Here is a 16,353-nt window from a genome sequence, read left to right on the forward strand (position 1 = left end):
CCCGCCGCCGATCAGTCGGTGACGGCGACGTCCCGGAGGTCGAGGTGCTCACTGACGAAGTCGGTGGGGAAACCGGTCACGCCGTCGCGCACGACGGTGAGGGTGATCCCGGTGTAGAGCCAGTCTGCGGCGTGGTCCTTCGAGACCAGCGCTGCGGCTTCGCGGAGTCGTTCGTCCGCGACCGCGGGGTCGGTCGCAGCCCTGGCCTCGGCGACCAACGACTGCACCGTCGGGTTGTCGTAGCCGAAGTAGTAGTCCGGGTCCGCCCAGTGCTGGATGTCGCGTGCCTCGACGTGGTTCACGAGACTGAGGTCGTAGTCGTGGTTGGTGTAGACGTCGTTCAACCACGTGGGGAACTCGACGCTGTCGACCGTCAGGGTGACGCCGACGGCCTTGAACTGCGACACCAGGACGTTGGTCGCGGCGGTGCCGTAGTGGTTCGGGACGGTGAGCGTGAGCGCGAGGTCCTCCTGGCCGGCCTGCGCGAGGAGCGCCTTCGCCGCGTCCGGGTCGTAGCTCACGACGTCACTGAGGTCCTCGTAGCCGGGGTCGAGCTCCGGGATCGGTCCGTACTGCAGGGCCGCGGCGCCACCGACCGCTTCGACGATGGCGGCGTGGTCGATCGCCGTCCGGAGGGCTTGGCGGACGAGGGGGTCGTTCAGGGGCGCGCGCTGGTTGTTGAAGGCGAGGGTGTACTTGTCGGTCGTCTTCCCCTCGACGATCGTCAGGCCGTCGGCACGCTCGACCTGGTCCCGCAGGTTCGCGTCGAGACCGATCTGCACGTCGACCTCGCCCGCGAGGGTCGCGTTGACGGCCGAGGACGCGTCGGGGATGTAGCTGAAGACGACCTCCTGGACCTTCGGAGCGTCACCCCAGTAGTCGTCGTTCCACTCGACGGTGATGCTGTCGCCCTGCTTCCAGGATGTGAGCGTGAACGGCCCGGTGCCGTTCGCCGTCGTCGACAGGTCGTTGTCCGCCCCGGCCTGGAGGACGAGCCCCGCACGACCCGTCAGTGCCCACAGCAGGTCGGAGTCGGGGGAGCTGAGCTGCAGCCGGACGGTGCGCTCGTCGACCGCCGTGATGCTCTGGAGCTGCTCCAGGTCGAGGTGGTCGACGAACGCCTCGTTCTGCTGGACCTGCGTGAGCGAGTCGACCACGTCGGCGGTGGTGAGCGGAGCACCGTCGTGGAAGGTCACGCCGTCGCGGAGGACGAAGGTGTAGGTGAGCCCGTCGGCGCTGACCTCGTGGCGCTCGGCGAGGGTGTCGACGATCTCGTTGTCCGTCGTGCGCGAGACCAGCCCCTGGTAGACGTTGTCGATGAGGACCTGTTCGAGTGCGACGCCGGAGGTCGTGCGGATGTTCAGGTCCGAGGGCTCGAGGACGAGGCCCACGCGGAGTGTCGCGTCGGTGTCCGCGGTCGGCGTCGTGGCCGGGCCGGCGCAGCCGGTGAGGACGAGGAGGGAACCGGTGGCCGCGATCACGGCGGCGAGCAGGTGACGACGCAGTCGATGACGGGGCATGGGGAACATTCTCGCGGATCCCGGCACCGGTCCGAGCCGGTCGGCCCGAGCCGGGTCAGTCCGAGGCGTCGTCCGACAGTGAACCACTGATGACCGCGAGCGTCGCCGACTGGGCGCGCTGCGCACGATCGCCCCGTCGGCCCACGAGCAGGCCGACCACGGATTCCGTCACGAGCATGATGGCCGCCCGGGAGGTGTGCACGAGTTCGTCCCGGAAGGTCGCGTCGATGGGAGCGACCACGAGCGCGACATCCGCGAGTTCGGCGACGGCCGAGCGCGGGAAGGAGGTGATCGCGAGGACGGTCGCGCCACTCGCCCGAGCTGCCGCGGCCACGTCGACGGACGCCCGGTTCGCGCCCGAGCCCGACAGGACCAGACACGCCGCGCCCGGGCCGAGGTGGGTGGCGGCGATCTGCTGCCCGAGCGAGTCGGGCAGGTACTCGGCCGGCCGGCCTGCGGAGATGAGCCGCATCGCCAGATCGGAACCGAGCGGTGAGGAGAGGCCGTTCGCCGCGATGAGCAGTCTCGGCGCCTCGTCGAGCACGCGGACGAACCGTTCGAGCGTCTCCTCCGTCATCGCCGACGTCGTCTGGCCGAGGCGACCGGCGAAGTGGTCGATGGCCCCGCGGAGGGTGCCGAGCATCGTGTCGTCGCCGTCGTCGCGGGTGGTCGGTGTCCCGAGCGCGACCTCGCGGGTGAGGGCGACCCGCAGCTGCGGGTAGCCCTCGTACCCGAGCGACTGCGCGGTGCGGATGACCGTGGCGCGGCCGACACCGGCGAGGTCGGCGACCTCCTGGGCGGTGCGCTCGATGCTCGCCTCGATGTCCTCGGCCACCGTCTCGGCCACCCGGCGTTCGCTGGGTTGGAGCGACGGCGCGAGCATCGCGATCCTGGCCGTCGGCGGGGCGTCAGCGGACCCTGTCCACATTGCGGCTCCTCGTCGTGCGGGCGGGAAGGGCGGTACGGGTGGTGCGGGCGATGCCGGGGCCACGGGTGATCCTGCGTCGGATGGCACCCGAGATCGCGTCCATCGTCATGGTCACGACGACCACCACGATCAGCAGCATCCCGACTGTATCCCACTGGCGATAGTTGGTGTAGTTCGCCAGCATGCTGCCGATCCCGCCTGCGCCGACGAGCCCGAGGACCGCCGAGGTGCGGATGTTGATCTCGAACCGGTAGAGCGCGAGTGACAGCAGTGCCGGGGCGGCGGCGGGCCAGAGCGCCCAGCGCGTCACCTCGGCGGTACCGCCTCCGGCAGCGCGGACGGCCTCCGAGGCGCCCTCCTGCACGGACTCGATCGTCTCGTAGACCCATTTCCCCTGGGTGCCGACGCCGGCGATCCCGAGCGCCAGCGCGCCCGTGAACGGGGTGAGTCCGGTGATCGTGAGCAGGATGAGGGCGATGATCACCTCCGGGACCGCGCGGATGACGGCGAACACCCCGCGCAGCGGCAGCCGCAGCCAGACCGGACCGACCGACCCGGCGGCGAGCATGCCGAGCGGGATCGAGACGAGGACGCAGAGGATCGCGCCGATCCAGGCCATCGAGATCGACCGCCACATCTCGGTGAGGGCCCGCGGGAGCTTCTCCCAGTTCGGGCTCTCGAACATGAGCCCGCCGAAGTGCACGAGCTGCGCCGGGACGGTCCCGAGGTCGCGCCAGTCGATCGGCAAGCCGGCGGTCGCGGCGATGACGACGATCCCGACGGCGACGGCCGCGAGGGTCGGGACGAGCCGCGAGGGACGGCGGGGGAGCACGGTGCTCGGATCGGTCGCGGTCATACGAGTCGCCTCCGCAACAGGTTGGACGCGACCTCGATGAGGACGACCACGACGAGGATCTCGAGGACGATGACCGAGACGTCGTCGTAGGCGTAGAACGCCCGCCGCTCGTCGAGCAGCCGACCGATGCCGCCGGCGCCCACGATGCCGAGGATGGCGGAGATGCGGACGTTGAGCTCCAGGGTGTACAGCCACTGGTTCGCGAACAGCGGCCAGACCTGCGGGAGGACGGTGACGCGGTTGATCTGCGTCTGCGTCCCACCGGCGGCCTTGCCGGCCTCGATGTACGGGTGGTCGGCGGAGTCGATCGCCTCGGAGACGAGTTTGACGATGATGCCGAGGTCGAAGAGGAAGAGCGTCAGGAGGCCGGGCAGCGCACCGACGCCGACCATGGCGACGAGGATGGTCGCGTAGACGAGGTCGGGCACCGCTCGGACGACGTTGACGATCGCGCGCAGGATGCGACGCGACAGGCCGTTCGGGTTCGTCGGGGCCGCCGCCCACAGCGTCAGCGGAACGGACAGCAGCGCAGCGGCCACCGCACCCACGAGCGCCATCTGCAGCGTCTCGAGCATCGGTTGCACCGTCCGTGGCAGGAAGGCGAAGTCGGGTTGGAAGAGCTGGAGGAGCAGACCGGAGCCGTTGTCCCAGTGGGAGATGAGCGCGCCGAAGTCGAGCTGTACGCCGCCGATCGCCGGGAGGCAGGTGGCGATCGTGAAGGCGGCCACGGCCCCGATGATGAGCGCGGTCCGCAGCCGGGTGCTCGGCCTGGGCGGCAGCTGCCAGTCGGTCCCAGGCGGCAGCTTCCGGTCGGTGCTGGTCGCCGTCATCGGTCGAGCCGATCGTCGGGCTGGATGGGGCGACCGTAGATCCGTTCGAAGTCCGCCTCGGTCGCGTCGGCTGCGGAGCCGTCGTAGACGAGTTCGCCGTCGCGGAGCCCGATCATGCGGGTCGTGTAGGTGCGAGCGAGGTCCATGAGGTGGATGTTCACGAGCACCGTGAGGCCCGTCTCGGTGTTCACCCGGCGCAGGTCGTTCATCACCGTGTGCGCGGTCGGCGGGTCGAGGCTCGCGACGGGCTCGTCGGCGAGCATGACGCTCGGCTGCTGCGTCAGGGCGCGGGCGATCGCGACCCGCTGCTTCTGCCCACCGGAGAGTTGCGCCGCGCGGGTCCAGACCTTGTCGAGCATGCCGACCGACTGGAGTGAGCGCAGAGCGAGCTCCCGGTCGGTGGCGGTGGTCAGGCCGAGGAGGTTCCGGTACGTCGGGGTGCTGGCGAACCGGCCCACGAGCACGTTGCGGTACACGCTCGTCCGGTCGGCCAGGTTGAAGCCCTGGAAGATCATGCCGACGCGCCCGCGCAGCCGACGGAGCTGCCTGCCGCGCAGACCGGTGACGGTGTGCGGCCCGACGGCGACGGTCCCGCTCGTCGCCGGCACGAGGCCGTTGATCGTGCGGATGAGCGTCGACTTGCCGGAGCCGGAGAGCCCAACGACGGAGACCATCTCCCCGGCGGCTATGTCGAGTGAGACGTTGCGGAGCGCCTTCGTGCCGTTCGGGTAGGTGACCGAGACGTCGTCGAGACGGATGGACCACGACGCGGAGGCCGCGAGCTGGGCTCGGGCCTCCGCGCGATGCTGATCAGTGTTCATGCACCGGATTCCTGGAGAGGGTCGATCGGTTGGAGCGGGTCAGTTCGAGAACTGGTCGAGGATCTCGCCGTAGCGGGTGATCTCGTCCGGTGCGGTCTTGTCGGTCCAGCCAGAGAGGCCGACGAGGTCGAACATGACCTGCTTCGCCGCGTCGGAGGAGTCCGCGTAGCCCGCCATGAGCTTGGTGAGCTGCTTCGTGAGGTCGGCCGGGAGCGACTTCGAGACCGCGACGCCGCCGTTGGGGATCATCTCGGTGTAGGCGAACGCGACGACCTTGTCGGCGACGTCGGGCGCCTCCTTGAGGACGGTCGTGCGCGCGTCCCAGTAGCCGAACGAGACCTCGGCGTCGCCGTTGTAGACGGAGAGGACCGCGTTGTTGTTGCCCTCGACCGGCACCTGGGTGATGTCGGCGTCCGTGTCGATGCCGGCGTCACGCATGGCGACCACGGGGTACTGGTATCCGGCGGGTGAGGTCGCGGCCTGCAGGGCGATCTTAGTGCCCTTCGAGATCTTGTCGAGGGCCTTCAGCGCGGCCGGCCCGGAGCCGGTCGCAGCGTCGGCGCCGGGCTCGATGCCGTTGCAGTACGAGAGCGGGGTGTCGCTCGCCGCGTAGGTGACCATGACCGGAGCCTCGGCGCAGTACTTATCGGGGTTGTTCGTGTAGGCGACCGACGCGTACGAGGTCGCGCCGAAGCGGACGTCGCGCAGGACGAGGTTCGCGTCGTAGCGCTCGGTCGCGTTGTAGAGCGAGCCGGCGTCGGTGATGATGACCTGCGCCTGGTCGCTGCCGAGGGCCTCGACGGTCGCGGCGTAGTCGGTCGCGACGACCCCGTTGACCTCGATGCCGAGGTTCTCCGACAGGTAGCTGGTGAGCGGGTCGAGTGCTTCGGCGAGGTCTTCGCCCTCCACCGATGGCACGAGCGAGATGGTGATGGAGTCGGGCCAGGACGCCGTGCCCGTGGCCGACGGCGACGAGGCGGCGGGGCTGCAGCCGGCGAGGGCGAGGGCGGCGACGGCCGCGACGCCGGTGAGGAGCAGGGTCTTGCGCATGTTCGGGATGCCTTTCGAGGGTGGAGGGTGATCAGGAGGCGGACGGAGCGGGAATGGAGGTCTGGGAGGCGTCGGGGAGGCGCGATGCTGCTGCGGCCCAGGCGATGATCTGCTCGTACAGATCGGCGAGCGATCGCCCACGCATCGTGGCGGTGGCCGTCGAGCGCTCGAAGGTCGCGCCGACGAGGGCGGTGTCGGCGCCCAGCTCGGCGGCGGGAGCGAGGTCGTTCTCGACGATGTCGCCGACGGCGAGGACGGGGCCGGCGGCGAGCGCGTCGCGGATGAGCGGGACGAGGCCTGCCGGCTTCCCGACGGTGAAGTGCACGGCGTCGAACGCCTCGGCGACGCCCCAGGACTGGAGGAGCGCCGTGATGCCGTCGCCGGGGGCGTTCGTGGCCAGGACGAGTCGGGCGTGGGTGCCCAGTGTCTCGAGGAATGCGGGCAGGCCCTCGGGGGAGGTGACCGCCGCTTCGCTCGAGCCGAGCAGCGCGCGGGAGTCGTCGTAGGACGCGCCGATGACGTCGGCGCCGACGCCGGCTTCGCGGGCGATCCGGGTCACGGCGTCGTACCCGTCGCGGGCGTCGGTCTCGCCGTTCGCGAACGCGGCGAGGGCGGCCTCGGCGCGCATCGCGAACTCGGAGTCGCCGGTGCGCTCGGCGATGGCGCGGGCGAAGGCCGTGATCGGCCCGTCGCCGAGGGCGAGGGTGCCGTCGAAATCGAAGAGGATGGTGGGGGCCACAGGCGCTCCTTCTGAGCGGGTCGTTCACACGGCCGCTCCTGCGGACGCTCCGTCCATCATGGACGGCGAGTGTGGACGTAATCACCATGGCGGGTGAACGGCGGGTGAATTCACCGACGCACGAGCCGCCTATGCTGTGGTGCTGTGATGATGACGGAGCTCGCACGACGAGCAGAGACCGACTCCTCGACCGTGCTCGAGGAGTACTCCTGGTTGGGTGCGGCGATCGACGACGACGCGGCGGCCCGCCGGTTCGCCTCGTGGGGTGCGTCGACCGTCATCGACGAGCACACGGGCGGGCCCGTGATCCCTCGTGTGCTGTTCGAGGCACTCCATGCGCGCGCCGGCCTCGCCGCGGCCTGGCCGGTCGGGAACGCCGGGCTCCTCCACGTCTACGGCTACCTGCTCTCGTCGGTCCCGACGCCGTACGGGTTGAAGCGCGACCGCTGGCTGGACGGAACGCTCGCGCGCGCGTTCGGACTCCCCGACGACGAGTTCGTCCCGTGGGCCCGTGCGTCGTCCCTGCTGTCGCGGGTGGCGGCGGCCGCGCAGGACCTGCTCGCACGACCGGTACGGACGGCCGACGGCCCGTCCGGTCGGATGGTTCTGGGGCTCGGCGACCCGACGGACACCGACGCCGTCGCGCTCGTGTACGGCATCGACGAGCGCCTGATCACGACCTTCCCGGTCGCCTCCGAAGCAGCGGTGCTGGAGGAGTGGGACGCCGACCCCGACCGCCCCCGGTGGAACGCGGCCCCCGAAGCCTGATCCGGATCAGCCGTCGGAGGATCCTGGGCGGGCATCGCCGCGACGCACGGATCGCACGCCGGATCGGCGGAGGCGACCGGCGACGAGACCGGCCAGCTCCATGGCGAGGACGTAGCTCACGACACGGACCGCGAGCAGCACGATGACGAGCACCGGCGAGATGAGGTCGGGCGAGATCACCGCGAAGGACAGCGCCCAGATCGCGACGCCGCCGGCCGCCGCCGCAAGCCAGGTCGTCACGCGGGCGGGGTGACGGCGGCGGGCGAGCACCAGGTCGATCGCCGCCGCCGGAACGACGAGCGCGACGATGATCGCCGGGCCGAGGGCCGTGACGGGCAGTGCGAGGAGCCCGGTGACGGCTGCGGTGAGCACCGTCGCACCGGGGACGCCCGTCCAGCGCCTGGCGAGCATCGGCATCACCATCGTGACGGCGGCGATCGCGGCGTAGAGCACCGGGTTGAGCACCGCGGCGGTCGACGTCAGCGGGCTGACGAGGACGAGGATGACGGCACCGACGGCGCCGAAGGCCGCACAGCGCAGCAGGGTCGTGGTGGTCGCGGATCTCATGGCCTCAACAGGGTAGTGGTGGTGGCAGGACGACGGGCGGGCCGAGCCCGAAGGCCCGACCCGCCCGATCGGTCAGGTCCGGGTCAGCGCCCGGTGACGAGGCGGCGTCGGATGACGAGCCCGGTACCGAGCAGCAGCAGGACCGCCGCCCCGACCACCAGCGGTGCCACGGTCGTTCCGGTCGAGGCGAGCACCGGACCCGGCGTGCTCACGATGGCCGTGGACGGACCGGAGGCGAACGACTCGCCGCCCGGCGTCACGCCGGTCCCGAAGGCGGTGTTGCGGATCGAGCCCGCGTTCAGGTCAGCCTGGGTGACCGTGTAGGTCGCGGTGCAGACGACCTGGAGCCCGGGGGCGAGGAGCGCCGTGCCGGTCGGGCAGGTGATCGCGGAGAGCGTGCCCGTGCCGGTGAAGTCACCTTCCTGGACCGCGACGTCACGCAGCGTGACGTTGCCGGTGTTCGTCACCTGGAACGAGTAGATGATGACCTGTCCTGCGGTCGTGGCCCGCTCGACGTCTGCCGTCTTGACCACCGAGAGACCGGGGACGGGCGGCGACGGGATCGTGACCTCGGACGGCGGCGAGACCGGCGGCACACCGTTCACGCTGTTCGGCGGTGTCGCCGTCGCGGTCGCCGAGTTCGTGATCAGCCCCGCGTCGACGTCGGCCTGCACGACCGTGTAGGTGGCCTCGCAGGTGATCGTCGCGCCCGGTGCCAACGAAGCGGCTTCGGCCGGGCAGACGACGTCGGACAGCTCGCCGGCGCCGGAGAACTCCCCTTCCACCACCGTCGGGTTCGTCAGCGTGACGTTCCCGGTGTTGGTGAGGAGGAAGGAGTAGGTGACGACCTGGCCGACCGCGAGGCCGTCCTGAGCCACCGCATCGGCCGACTTCACGACCGTGATGGCAGGTGTCGCCGGGAACGCGACGGTGGTCTCCGACGGCGGCGAGACCGGGGGAGTGCCACCGTTCGGCGGGGTGCCGGTCGCGGTCGCGCTGTTCGTGACCGATCCCGCGTCGACGTCGGCCTGGGTCACCGTGTAGGTGGCCTCGCAGGTGACGGTCGCAGCTGGAGCGAGCGAGCCTGCCGCGGGCGGGCAGACGACCTGGGACAGCTCACCGGTTCCGGTGAAATCGCCCTCGACGATCTGGACGTCGGCGAGGGTGACGTTGCCGGTGTTGGTGACCAGGAACGAGTACGTGACGTCCTCGCCGGCGTTCGCGACCGTGGTCGGCGTCGCGGACTTCGCCACCGTGATGGCGGGCGCTGCCGGGAACTCGACCGTGGTCTCCGACGGCGGTGAGACCGGGGGAGTGCCGCCTGTCGGCGGGGTGCCGGTCGCGGTCGCCGAGTTGGTCACGGAGCCGGCGTCGACGTCGCCCTGCGTGACCGTGTAGCTCGCTTCGCAGGTGACGGTCGCCGCCGGAGCGAGCGAGCCCGCCGCGGCCGGGCAGACCACGTCGGACAGCTCGCCGGTGCCGGTGAACTCGCCCTCGATGATCGAGACGTCGGTCAGGGTGACGTTGCCGGTGTTGGTGACGAGGAACGAGTAGGTGACGTCCTCGCCGGCGTTCGCGACCGTGGTCGGCGTCGCCGACTTCGCGACGGTGAGCGCCGGGGCCTGGGCCACGCCCGGGATGGTGACCTCGGACGGCGGTGAGACCGGCGGCTGGCCCTGCGGCGGTGTCCCGGTCGCGGTGGCCGAGTTCGAGACGGTACCGGCATCGATGTCGGCCTGCGTCATCGTGTAGGTGGCTTCGCAGGTCACGGCCGCCGCGGGTGCGAGCGTCGCCGCTCCCGGCGGGCAGACGACGTCGGAGAGGTCACCGGTCCCGGTGAACGCGCCTTCGTCGACCTGGACGTCGGTGAGCGGGACGTTGCCGGTGTTGGTGACGAGGAACGAGTAGGTGATCTCGTCGCCGACGGCGTACTCCGCCGCTGCGGGGGACGCGGACTTCACGACGGTGATCGCGGGAGCCTGCGGCACGAACTCGACCGTGGCGTCAGCCGGCGGGTTGAGGCCCACGCTCGTGATGTTGTCGGGCCCGTTCGTGAACGTCCCGGCGACGGGCGACGTGACCTCGACGGTCACGGCGCAGGAGGTCATGCCCTGGCTGAGGTTCCCGGTGACGTCGATCGACGAGCCGCCCTCGGGCGCGGTGACGACACCCGACGGGCAGGTGGTCGACGCGTCGCCGTCGGCGATCGTCAGGCCGGCGGGCAGCGCGTCCGTGAACGACCACCCGTTCTTCGCCGCGAGCTCGTCGGTGTTGGTGATCGTGAGGGTCAGCGTGGACGTCTCACCGGCGACGACGCTCGCCGGGCTGAACGACTTGTCCAACTGCGGGGAGACGTCGAGCACCTGGATGTTGTCGAAGGCGTGGTCGTTGCCGGCCGTGCCGCCACCGGTCAGGTTGCGGGCGACGATGCCGACGGTGGCCCCGGGGAGCAGGACCGCTCCCGGCGAGACGTAGGTGCCGACGCGGACGTTCTCCGCCCCTGCGGCACCGGTCGCCGGTGCGGTGACGGACCGGGAGCCGGCTGCGGTACAGCCGTTGACGGCCCCGACGGAGTGCGCGCCGCCCTGGTCGTCGGTGAGGAAGAACTCGAGGACGGGCTGCTGCGCCGCGTTGCAGGACACCGCAGCGAGATCCACCGAGGTCGTGAGGTACCGGCCGGCGCTCGTGAGCGCGATCGGGTCGACGGTCGCGAACTCGACCGCGTTCGGCGGGTTCATCGTGAGGTTCTGCTGCGAGGTCCAGGCACTCACGGAGTGGTTGGCCGTGTCGCCGGCGCCGAGGGCCCAGGCGAGCTGCCGCGTGCGCCCTTCACCGGACGCCGATGCCGCGAGGCACTGCGGCTCCGCGGACGAGGCGAAGCTCGTGATGTTGCCGTTGCACTGGGTGTGGTCGCGCCAGGAGGCGTCGGCGGTGTACCGCGTGCCGTCGGCTCCGACGTAGTCCTCGAGGTACGTCGGCGACGTCACGCCGTTCTCGAAGTCCTCGGTGTAGACGACCGAGCCCGTCTGCGGCGTTCCCGGCGTCCCCGGCAGCGCCTGCGCGCTCGAGCCGACCCCGACGAGCGACAGCGCCGACAGGACGGTCACCCCGATGATCCCCATGGTCGCGCGACCGGCGGACGGTGCCCCCCACCGGTTCCGCCACCGTGCGCGGTGACCCCTTCGACCCGTGTGCTGCTGCATGTGTGTTGCCTCCCCGTGAAGCGGCGGTGCGCCCGCCGAAAACCTGGCCCCAGCTGTGGGGCCGAGGATCAGTAGAGCGGCAACCCCGACGCGGTCCGGGCGGATCGGCCAAAGACCACCCCGCATCCTGCCCCGGGTGTTCCCCGACAGGTGACGGTCACTTAGGGTTGACCCGTGCACACCGGTTGGAAGAGGTACTTTCCCTCCCTCGGGGCGGGGTTCCTCCATCCCACGGACGTCGCCCCGGTCACCCGTCTCCTCACCACGGCCATCCAGGAGGAGGACTGGGACACGGTCGTCTCAGTGATCGAGTACGAGTGGGGGATCCTCATGGCGCTGGACCTCGCGACGCTCGACCGCGCGCTGCTGGCGCTCCCGGCGCGCGTGCTCTCGAACCACCCCATCGTCTTCGCCGTCCGCGAGATCCGGCTCAACATCCGCGGGGAGACCGACGCACTCGACCAGTCGGTGGGGCGGTTCCAGCTCCCGACTGATCCCGACGACATCCGTGACCGCGCCCGCTCCGAGCTCGCGCGCATCAGCCTGAGCGCATCGACGGCGTTCATGATCGCCTACCGCGTGCACGGCCGGCACCAGCGGGCGTTGCACTACGCGCGGATCACCGAGGAGCTCGCGCGACGAGCCCGCGTGCACCGCCCGACCGAGTTCGCGCCCCGCGTCCCCACCGCCCTGCTGCAGGTGGGGATCACGAAACTGCTCGTGGGAGACCTCCACGAGGCGAGCCTCGTCCTCCGCGAGGCGTACGAGCTCCGGCACGAGTCCTGGGACGGCCGGAACGGCGGGGACGCCTCCGGCAAGCTCGCCCTGCTCTATGCGGTGCGCGGCGAGATCGTGGAGGCGGACCGCTGGCTCGAGCGCCACGACGACGGGGGCGGCGCCCATGGGTGGATGGTGCCCCTGGTCCAACTGTCCGGGTCCATCGCCCGGGCGCTGATCGCCATCGCCCGCGTCGACCGTGCGGCGGCGGAGGCTGCGCTCGCGACGCTGGAGCTCCAGGTCAACCGTGAGCGGTCCTGGGCCCCGTTCATCACCTACGCGCAGGCGCAGCACGCACTCCTGTGGGGCGATCGACGGGCGGCGCTCCAGCTCATCGAGCGCACCCGCGTGTTCGCCGGTCGCAGCCTGCGTCATGCCGGATCGGAGCGACTCCTCGACGCCGTGGAAGCGTCACTCCTCCTCGCCCTCGACCGCCCGACGGAGGCCAGCGTCCTCCTCGACGGTCGTGACCGGAACGCCCACACCGCGGCGGTCGCCTCGCGGCTCGCGCTCCTGACCGACCGTAAACCCCTCGCGCGGGAACTCGCCACCGCCGGGCTCGCGGAGGAGCACATCGACGCCGGTGCGCAGACGGAGCTGCTCATCACCTCGGCGCTCGCCGACGACTCGGACGAGGACGGTCGGCGGCACCTCCTCCAGGCGATCGCCACGACGGCGCGGACCGGGATGCTCACGCCCTTCGTGGTCGCGCCGCGCAGGCCGCTCCGACACCTCCTCGGCACGATGTCGCCCAGTGCGACCCACGCGTGGATCGAGCGGACGCTCGCCTCGAGTCCCGAGCCGACGCCGGAGACCGTGCAGCTCGTGGAGCTCACCGCCACCGAGCGCCGGATCCTGCAGCTGTCCGCGGAGGGCCGGACCAGGCAGGACATCGCGCAGGCGCTGTACGTGTCCGCGAACACGGTGAAGTTCCACTTCCGGAACGTCTACCGGAAGCTCGGCGTCGACTCCCGCGAGGACGCGCTGGCCACCGCGCGGCGGTTGGGGCTGCTTCCGACCGAGCGGTGAACGTCTCTGGTCGCCACGTCGCCGGAGTCTTCAGCGGATAGGACATCGCCTCGCGGTTCGCAAGCCCCCATCCGCTCGCACCGCCTCCGCCGAAGCTGGTCTGAGTGGCCGCGACCCGCGGCCCGTGAGAGGAGCACCATGACGGAGATCACCGCACACCACGGCCTGCTGAAGGACACGAACCTGCACGTCGACGACACCGGTGGCACGGGACGCCCGGTCGTCCTCATCCACGGTTGGCCGCTGTCCGGTGCGTCGTGGAAGGAACAGGTCCCGGCTTTCGAGGCCGCAGGCTACCGCGTCATCACCTACGACCGCCGCGGCTTCGGTCGCAGCGACAAGCCGCTCACCGGTTACGGCTACGACCGGCTCACCGACGACCTGCAGGCGGTGCTCGAAGCGCTCGACCTGCGCGACGTGACGCTCGTCGGGTTCTCGATGGGTGGCGGTGAGGTCGCCCGGTACTTCAGCCGCCACGGTTCGGAGCGCATCCACAGCGCGGTCTTCGCCTCCGCGGTTCCGCCGTACCTGCTGCAGACGGCCGGAAACCCTGACGGGCCCCTCCCGGTCTCCGAGGCCGCGAAGATGACGGCCGGGCTCACGGCGGATCAGGACGCGTTCTACGACCAGTTCACGACCGACTTCTTCTCGGTGGACGGCGAGCTGAAGGTCACGGAGGAGCAGCGTCAGGAGGCTCTCGCGCTCGCGCACCAGGCGTTCAAGCCCGCCGCGCTCGAGGCCATGGCGTCGTTCGCGAACACCGACTTCCGCGACGACCTGCCGAACGTCACCGTCCCGACCCTCGTCATCCACGGCGACAGCGATGCGACCGTCCCCTTCGAGGGCTCCGGTGCACGGACGCACGCGGCGATCCCGTCGTCGACGCTGTACGTCGTCGAGGGTGCGCCGCACGGCGTCAACGTCAGCCACGCGGAGGAATGGAACCGGGCCGTCCTCGAGTTCCTCGCGAAGTAGGTCCGGCAACCGCATGCGGTGACGCGCGGCGCACCCAGCGCTGCGCGTCACCGCGTCTCCGGGTCAGTGGGACGCCGACACGCCGCCTGCCGTGGGGAGGGCCAGCGACCACGTTTCGCTCCGCACGGCCGCGTCGTGCCGCACGGCGTACCGCTCGCCATCGGCCGGATACGAGCGGAAGGTCCGAGCGGGGTGCCCGGTGTGGTGGATCTCGACGATGGACGCGTCGATGAGGATCCGGACCTCGTCGCCTTCGGCCAGCTCGCCCCGCCAGATCAGCTGCGTGTCCGAGCCCTCCAGCTCGAGGGAGACCGTGCCTGCGCCTGTGAGTCGCACCTCCGCCTGATCAGGGAGTTCCGCCGCGTCGACGACCTCGGCCCGGAGCCTCGTCAGCTCCCGCGCCGGGATCAGCTCGACCTCGTCGCCGCGGACCACGAGCTCGCGCGGGAACGTCAGCATGCCCGACCATCCCTGCTCGTCGGTGTCCGCCTGCGTCCGGCCGCGCACGCCATCGGGTGCGATCTCCTGGGCCCAGCCCCAGAGGAGCACCCGCTCAGGCTGGCCGTCCGAACCGTCGGACTGCACGGCCTGCGGGGCGTAGAAGCTCGACCCCTCGTCGATGATGCCGGTCCGCCGGGCGTTGAACACGGGTCGCCCGGTGGCGTCGTCGAGCTCCATCGATCCGAGGACCCAGGCCACCCCGCGGTGCGGCTGTCCATCCAGCCACAGCGACACCAGCAGCACCCAGTCGTCGCCGACCCGCACGAGCTGTGGGCATTCCCACCCTTCGCACGGAGCGAGCTCCGAGACGACCGGTGCCTCGGCCGTCAGCAGGTACCCCTCCTCGGTCCAGGCGTCGAGGTCGTCGACGCCGTAGAGGAGCAGTGCGCCACCGACGTCGGAGCGACCCGCGCCCTGGATCGCCCAGCGGCGCCCACCCGACTCGAAGAGGAACGGGTCGCGCACCATCGTCACGCGCTCATCGGCGGGGAGCGAGGCCGCGACGACACGTTCGCCGCTCCAGTCCTGCGCATCCGCCGAACCGTGGACGACGACGACCTCCGAGAACCCGTGTCGATCACGCGCGCCCGAGTACACGACGGCCGGCCGGCCCCGATCGACGACCCCGACACCGCTCCAGCAGCCGAAGCCGTCGGTGGTGCCAGGGCGTGGAGCCAGGGCCACCGGGTGCTCCTCCCAGGCGAGTAGGTCCGGTGAGCTCACGTGACCCCAGTGGATGTCCTCATGCCTGGCCGACCCCGGGTTGTACTGGAAGAAGACGTGCCAGCGACCGTCGACGAACATGATGCCGTTGGGGTCGTTCAACCACCCGGTCTCGGGTCGAGGGTGCAGCAGCGGGAAGCCGCGGTCGAGGACGTGCGTTGCGTGGAGGCCGGTCATGGCTTCCTTTCGGTTCGAGATCAGTCGGATCGAGGGGAGGGCGGTGGTGCCGGTCACTTGCTGACGCCGGCGGTGAGTCCTTCGCGCAGCGGCTTCTGGCCGAAGACGAAGACCAGCGCAGCCGGGATCATGGACAGGACGACACCGGCGAGGACGGTCGCGACCGACCCGGTGCCGAGGTTGCCCTGCAGGGTCACGAGCCCGAGCGGGAGGGTGAAGTTCTGCTCGCTGATCGTGAGGATCAATGGTCGGAAGAACTCGTTCCAGTGGTAGTTGAACGCGAGGATGCCGACGATCGCGAGGCCCGGGGCGGCGAGCGGCAGGTAGATGCGGAAGAAGATCTTCCACGGTCCCGCCCCGTCGATCTGCGCCGCCTCGGCGAGCTCCGGCGGCAACCCCATGAAGTACTGCCGCATGAGGAAGGTGCCGAACGCCGTCGGGATCATCGGGATGATGAGCGCGAGAAGCGTGTCCGAAAGTCCCATGCCGCGGATGAGCATGAACACGGGGACGATCGTCACCTGCATCGGCACCATCATCGTGGCGAGGATGAGGCCGAACAGGATGCGCTTGCCGCCGAAGTCGAAGCGCGCGAACACGTAGCCGGCCATGGCAGCACTCAGCATCTGCCCGGCTGCGATGAGGAGCGTCACGAGCGCGCTGTTCCACGTGTAGAGCAGGATCGGGATCTTCTGGAAGACGTCGATGAACGCGCCCGGGCCGAACTCGGTCTGCCCGGTGGCGACGTTCGCCGGGGTGAGGGCCGTGATGAGCGTCCACACCACCGGAGCGAGCGTGAGGAACGCGGCGATGACGAGGACGAGGAACTTCCCGGCCGTGGCGAGTCGGCGGCGTGATGAGTCGGGGGTGACTGCTGCGATGGACATCT

At 70.7% G+C, this 16,353-nt stretch carries 14 protein-coding genes; 3 read left to right on the forward strand and 11 right to left on the reverse strand.

Annotation, left to right across the window (positions count from 1 at the left end; translation table 11 throughout):
- Positions 1–11 precede the first annotated feature (11 nt).
- The 7 genes from A4X17_RS05625 to A4X17_RS05655 are packed head-to-tail and all read right to left on the reverse strand — an operon-like array spanning position 12 to position 6,744.
- Positions 12–1,520 carry an ABC transporter substrate-binding protein gene (locus A4X17_RS05625; protein ID WP_157583348.1) on the reverse strand — a complete coding sequence of 503 codons (1,509 nt, stop codon included), beginning with the start codon at positions 1,518–1,520 and terminating at the stop codon, positions 12–14.
- A 55-nt stretch (positions 1,521–1,575) separates the two neighbouring features.
- Positions 1,576–2,448 carry a MurR/RpiR family transcriptional regulator gene (locus tag A4X17_RS05630; RefSeq protein ID WP_064294685.1) on the reverse strand — a complete coding sequence of 291 codons (873 nt, stop codon included), beginning with the start codon at positions 2,446–2,448 and terminating at the stop codon, positions 1,576–1,578.
- Positions 2,429–3,304: a phosphonate ABC transporter, permease protein PhnE gene (gene phnE / locus A4X17_RS05635; protein WP_082915950.1), complete on the reverse strand. Its 876-nt coding sequence runs from the start codon at positions 3,302–3,304 to the stop codon at positions 2,429–2,431. The genes A4X17_RS05630 and phnE (A4X17_RS05635) overlap by 20 nt, the downstream gene beginning before the upstream one ends.
- Positions 3,301–4,134 carry a phosphonate ABC transporter, permease protein PhnE gene (gene phnE / locus A4X17_RS05640; protein ID WP_064294686.1) on the reverse strand — a complete coding sequence of 278 codons (834 nt, stop codon included), beginning with the start codon at positions 4,132–4,134 and terminating at the stop codon, positions 3,301–3,303. The genes phnE (A4X17_RS05635) and phnE (A4X17_RS05640) overlap by 4 nt, the downstream gene beginning before the upstream one ends.
- Positions 4,131–4,955: a phosphonate ABC transporter ATP-binding protein gene (gene phnC, locus A4X17_RS05645; protein WP_064294687.1), complete on the reverse strand. Its 825-nt coding sequence runs from the start codon at positions 4,953–4,955 to the stop codon at positions 4,131–4,133. Before phnC ends, phnE (A4X17_RS05640) begins: the two co-directional genes overlap by 4 nt.
- 39 nt (positions 4,956–4,994) lie before the next feature.
- A complete protein-coding gene (gene phnD / locus A4X17_RS05650) occupies positions 4,995–6,005 on the reverse strand; it encodes a phosphate/phosphite/phosphonate ABC transporter substrate-binding protein (protein WP_064294688.1) in 1,011 nt (336 codons plus the stop codon).
- Between the two features lie 31 nt (positions 6,006–6,036).
- Complete coding sequence (locus tag A4X17_RS05655; RefSeq protein WP_064294689.1) at positions 6,037–6,744, reverse strand: HAD family hydrolase; 708 nt, start codon at positions 6,742–6,744, stop codon at positions 6,037–6,039.
- A 150-nt stretch (positions 6,745–6,894) separates the two neighbouring features.
- On the opposite strand from A4X17_RS05655, the gene A4X17_RS05660 reads away from it, so the two are divergent.
- Complete coding sequence (locus A4X17_RS05660) at positions 6,895–7,512, forward strand: amino acid deaminase (protein ID WP_157583350.1); 618 nt, start codon at positions 6,895–6,897, stop codon at positions 7,510–7,512.
- A gap of 6 nt (positions 7,513–7,518) precedes the next feature.
- Here the strand turns inward: A4X17_RS05660 and A4X17_RS05665 are convergent, their stop codons facing one another.
- Complete coding sequence (locus tag A4X17_RS05665; protein ID WP_064294691.1) at positions 7,519–8,079, reverse strand: hypothetical protein; 561 nt, start codon at positions 8,077–8,079, stop codon at positions 7,519–7,521.
- A gap of 83 nt (positions 8,080–8,162) precedes the next feature.
- Positions 8,163–11,282 carry a DUF11 domain-containing protein gene (locus A4X17_RS05670; protein ID WP_197479024.1) on the reverse strand — a complete coding sequence of 1,040 codons (3,120 nt, stop codon included), beginning with the start codon at positions 11,280–11,282 and terminating at the stop codon, positions 8,163–8,165.
- Between the two features lie 174 nt (positions 11,283–11,456).
- Here A4X17_RS05670 and A4X17_RS05675 point away from each other — a divergent pair, with 174 nt between their 5' ends.
- Both A4X17_RS05675 and A4X17_RS05680 read left to right on the forward strand, forming a co-directional pair.
- Positions 11,457–13,088 carry a LuxR C-terminal-related transcriptional regulator gene (locus A4X17_RS05675; RefSeq protein ID WP_064294693.1) on the forward strand — a complete coding sequence of 544 codons (1,632 nt, stop codon included), beginning with the start codon at positions 11,457–11,459 and terminating at the stop codon, positions 13,086–13,088.
- A gap of 138 nt (positions 13,089–13,226) precedes the next feature.
- Positions 13,227–14,063, forward strand: coding sequence for an alpha/beta fold hydrolase (locus tag A4X17_RS05680; RefSeq protein WP_064294694.1), 837 nt, complete (start codon positions 13,227–13,229; stop codon positions 14,061–14,063).
- A gap of 63 nt (positions 14,064–14,126) precedes the next feature.
- Here A4X17_RS05680 and A4X17_RS05685 read toward each other — a convergent pair whose 3' ends face one another.
- Positions 14,127–15,464: a glycoside hydrolase family 32 protein gene (locus A4X17_RS05685; RefSeq protein WP_064294754.1), complete on the reverse strand. Its 1,338-nt coding sequence runs from the start codon at positions 15,462–15,464 to the stop codon at positions 14,127–14,129.
- Between the two features lie 53 nt (positions 15,465–15,517).
- Positions 15,518–16,351, reverse strand: coding sequence for a carbohydrate ABC transporter permease (locus A4X17_RS05690; RefSeq protein WP_064294695.1), 834 nt, complete (start codon positions 16,349–16,351; stop codon positions 15,518–15,520).
- Positions 16,352–16,353 lie beyond the last annotated feature (2 nt).

It is taken from the genome of Plantibacter sp. H53 (assembly GCF_001650455.1).
Lineage (GTDB): Bacteria > Actinomycetota > Actinomycetes > Actinomycetales > Microbacteriaceae > Plantibacter > Plantibacter flavus_A.

Bases quoted from the DNA above. Each gene is read 5' to 3' on its own strand.
- phnE (WP_082915950.1), bottom strand. From the start codon at position 3,304: ATGACCGCGACCGATCCGAGCACCGTGCTCCCCCGCCGTCCCTCGCGG.
- A4X17_RS05630 (WP_064294685.1), bottom strand. From the start codon at position 2,448: ATGTGGACAGGGTCCGCTGACGCCCCGCCGACGGCCAGGATCGCGATG.
- A4X17_RS05690 (WP_064294695.1), bottom strand. From the start codon at position 16,351: ATGTCCATCGCAGCAGTCACCCCCGACTCATCACGCCGCCGACTCGCC.
- A4X17_RS05670 (WP_197479024.1), bottom strand. From the start codon at position 11,282: ATGCAGCAGCACACGGGTCGAAGGGGTCACCGCGCACGGTGGCGGAAC.
- phnC (WP_064294687.1), bottom strand. From the start codon at position 4,955: ATGAACACTGATCAGCATCGCGCGGAGGCCCGAGCCCAGCTCGCGGCC.
- A4X17_RS05625 (WP_157583348.1), bottom strand. From the start codon at position 1,520: ATGCCCCGTCATCGACTGCGTCGTCACCTGCTCGCCGCCGTGATCGCG.
- phnE (WP_064294686.1), bottom strand. From the start codon at position 4,134: ATGACGGCGACCAGCACCGACCGGAAGCTGCCGCCTGGGACCGACTGG.
- A4X17_RS05660 (WP_157583350.1), top strand. From the start codon at position 6,895: ATGACGGAGCTCGCACGACGAGCAGAGACCGACTCCTCGACCGTGCTC.
- A4X17_RS05665 (WP_064294691.1), bottom strand. From the start codon at position 8,079: ATGAGATCCGCGACCACCACGACCCTGCTGCGCTGTGCGGCCTTCGGC.
- A4X17_RS05685 (WP_064294754.1), bottom strand. From the start codon at position 15,464: ATGACCGGCCTCCACGCAACGCACGTCCTCGACCGCGGCTTCCCGCTG.
- A4X17_RS05680 (WP_064294694.1), top strand. From the start codon at position 13,227: ATGACGGAGATCACCGCACACCACGGCCTGCTGAAGGACACGAACCTG.
- phnD (WP_064294688.1), bottom strand. From the start codon at position 6,005: ATGCGCAAGACCCTGCTCCTCACCGGCGTCGCGGCCGTCGCCGCCCTC.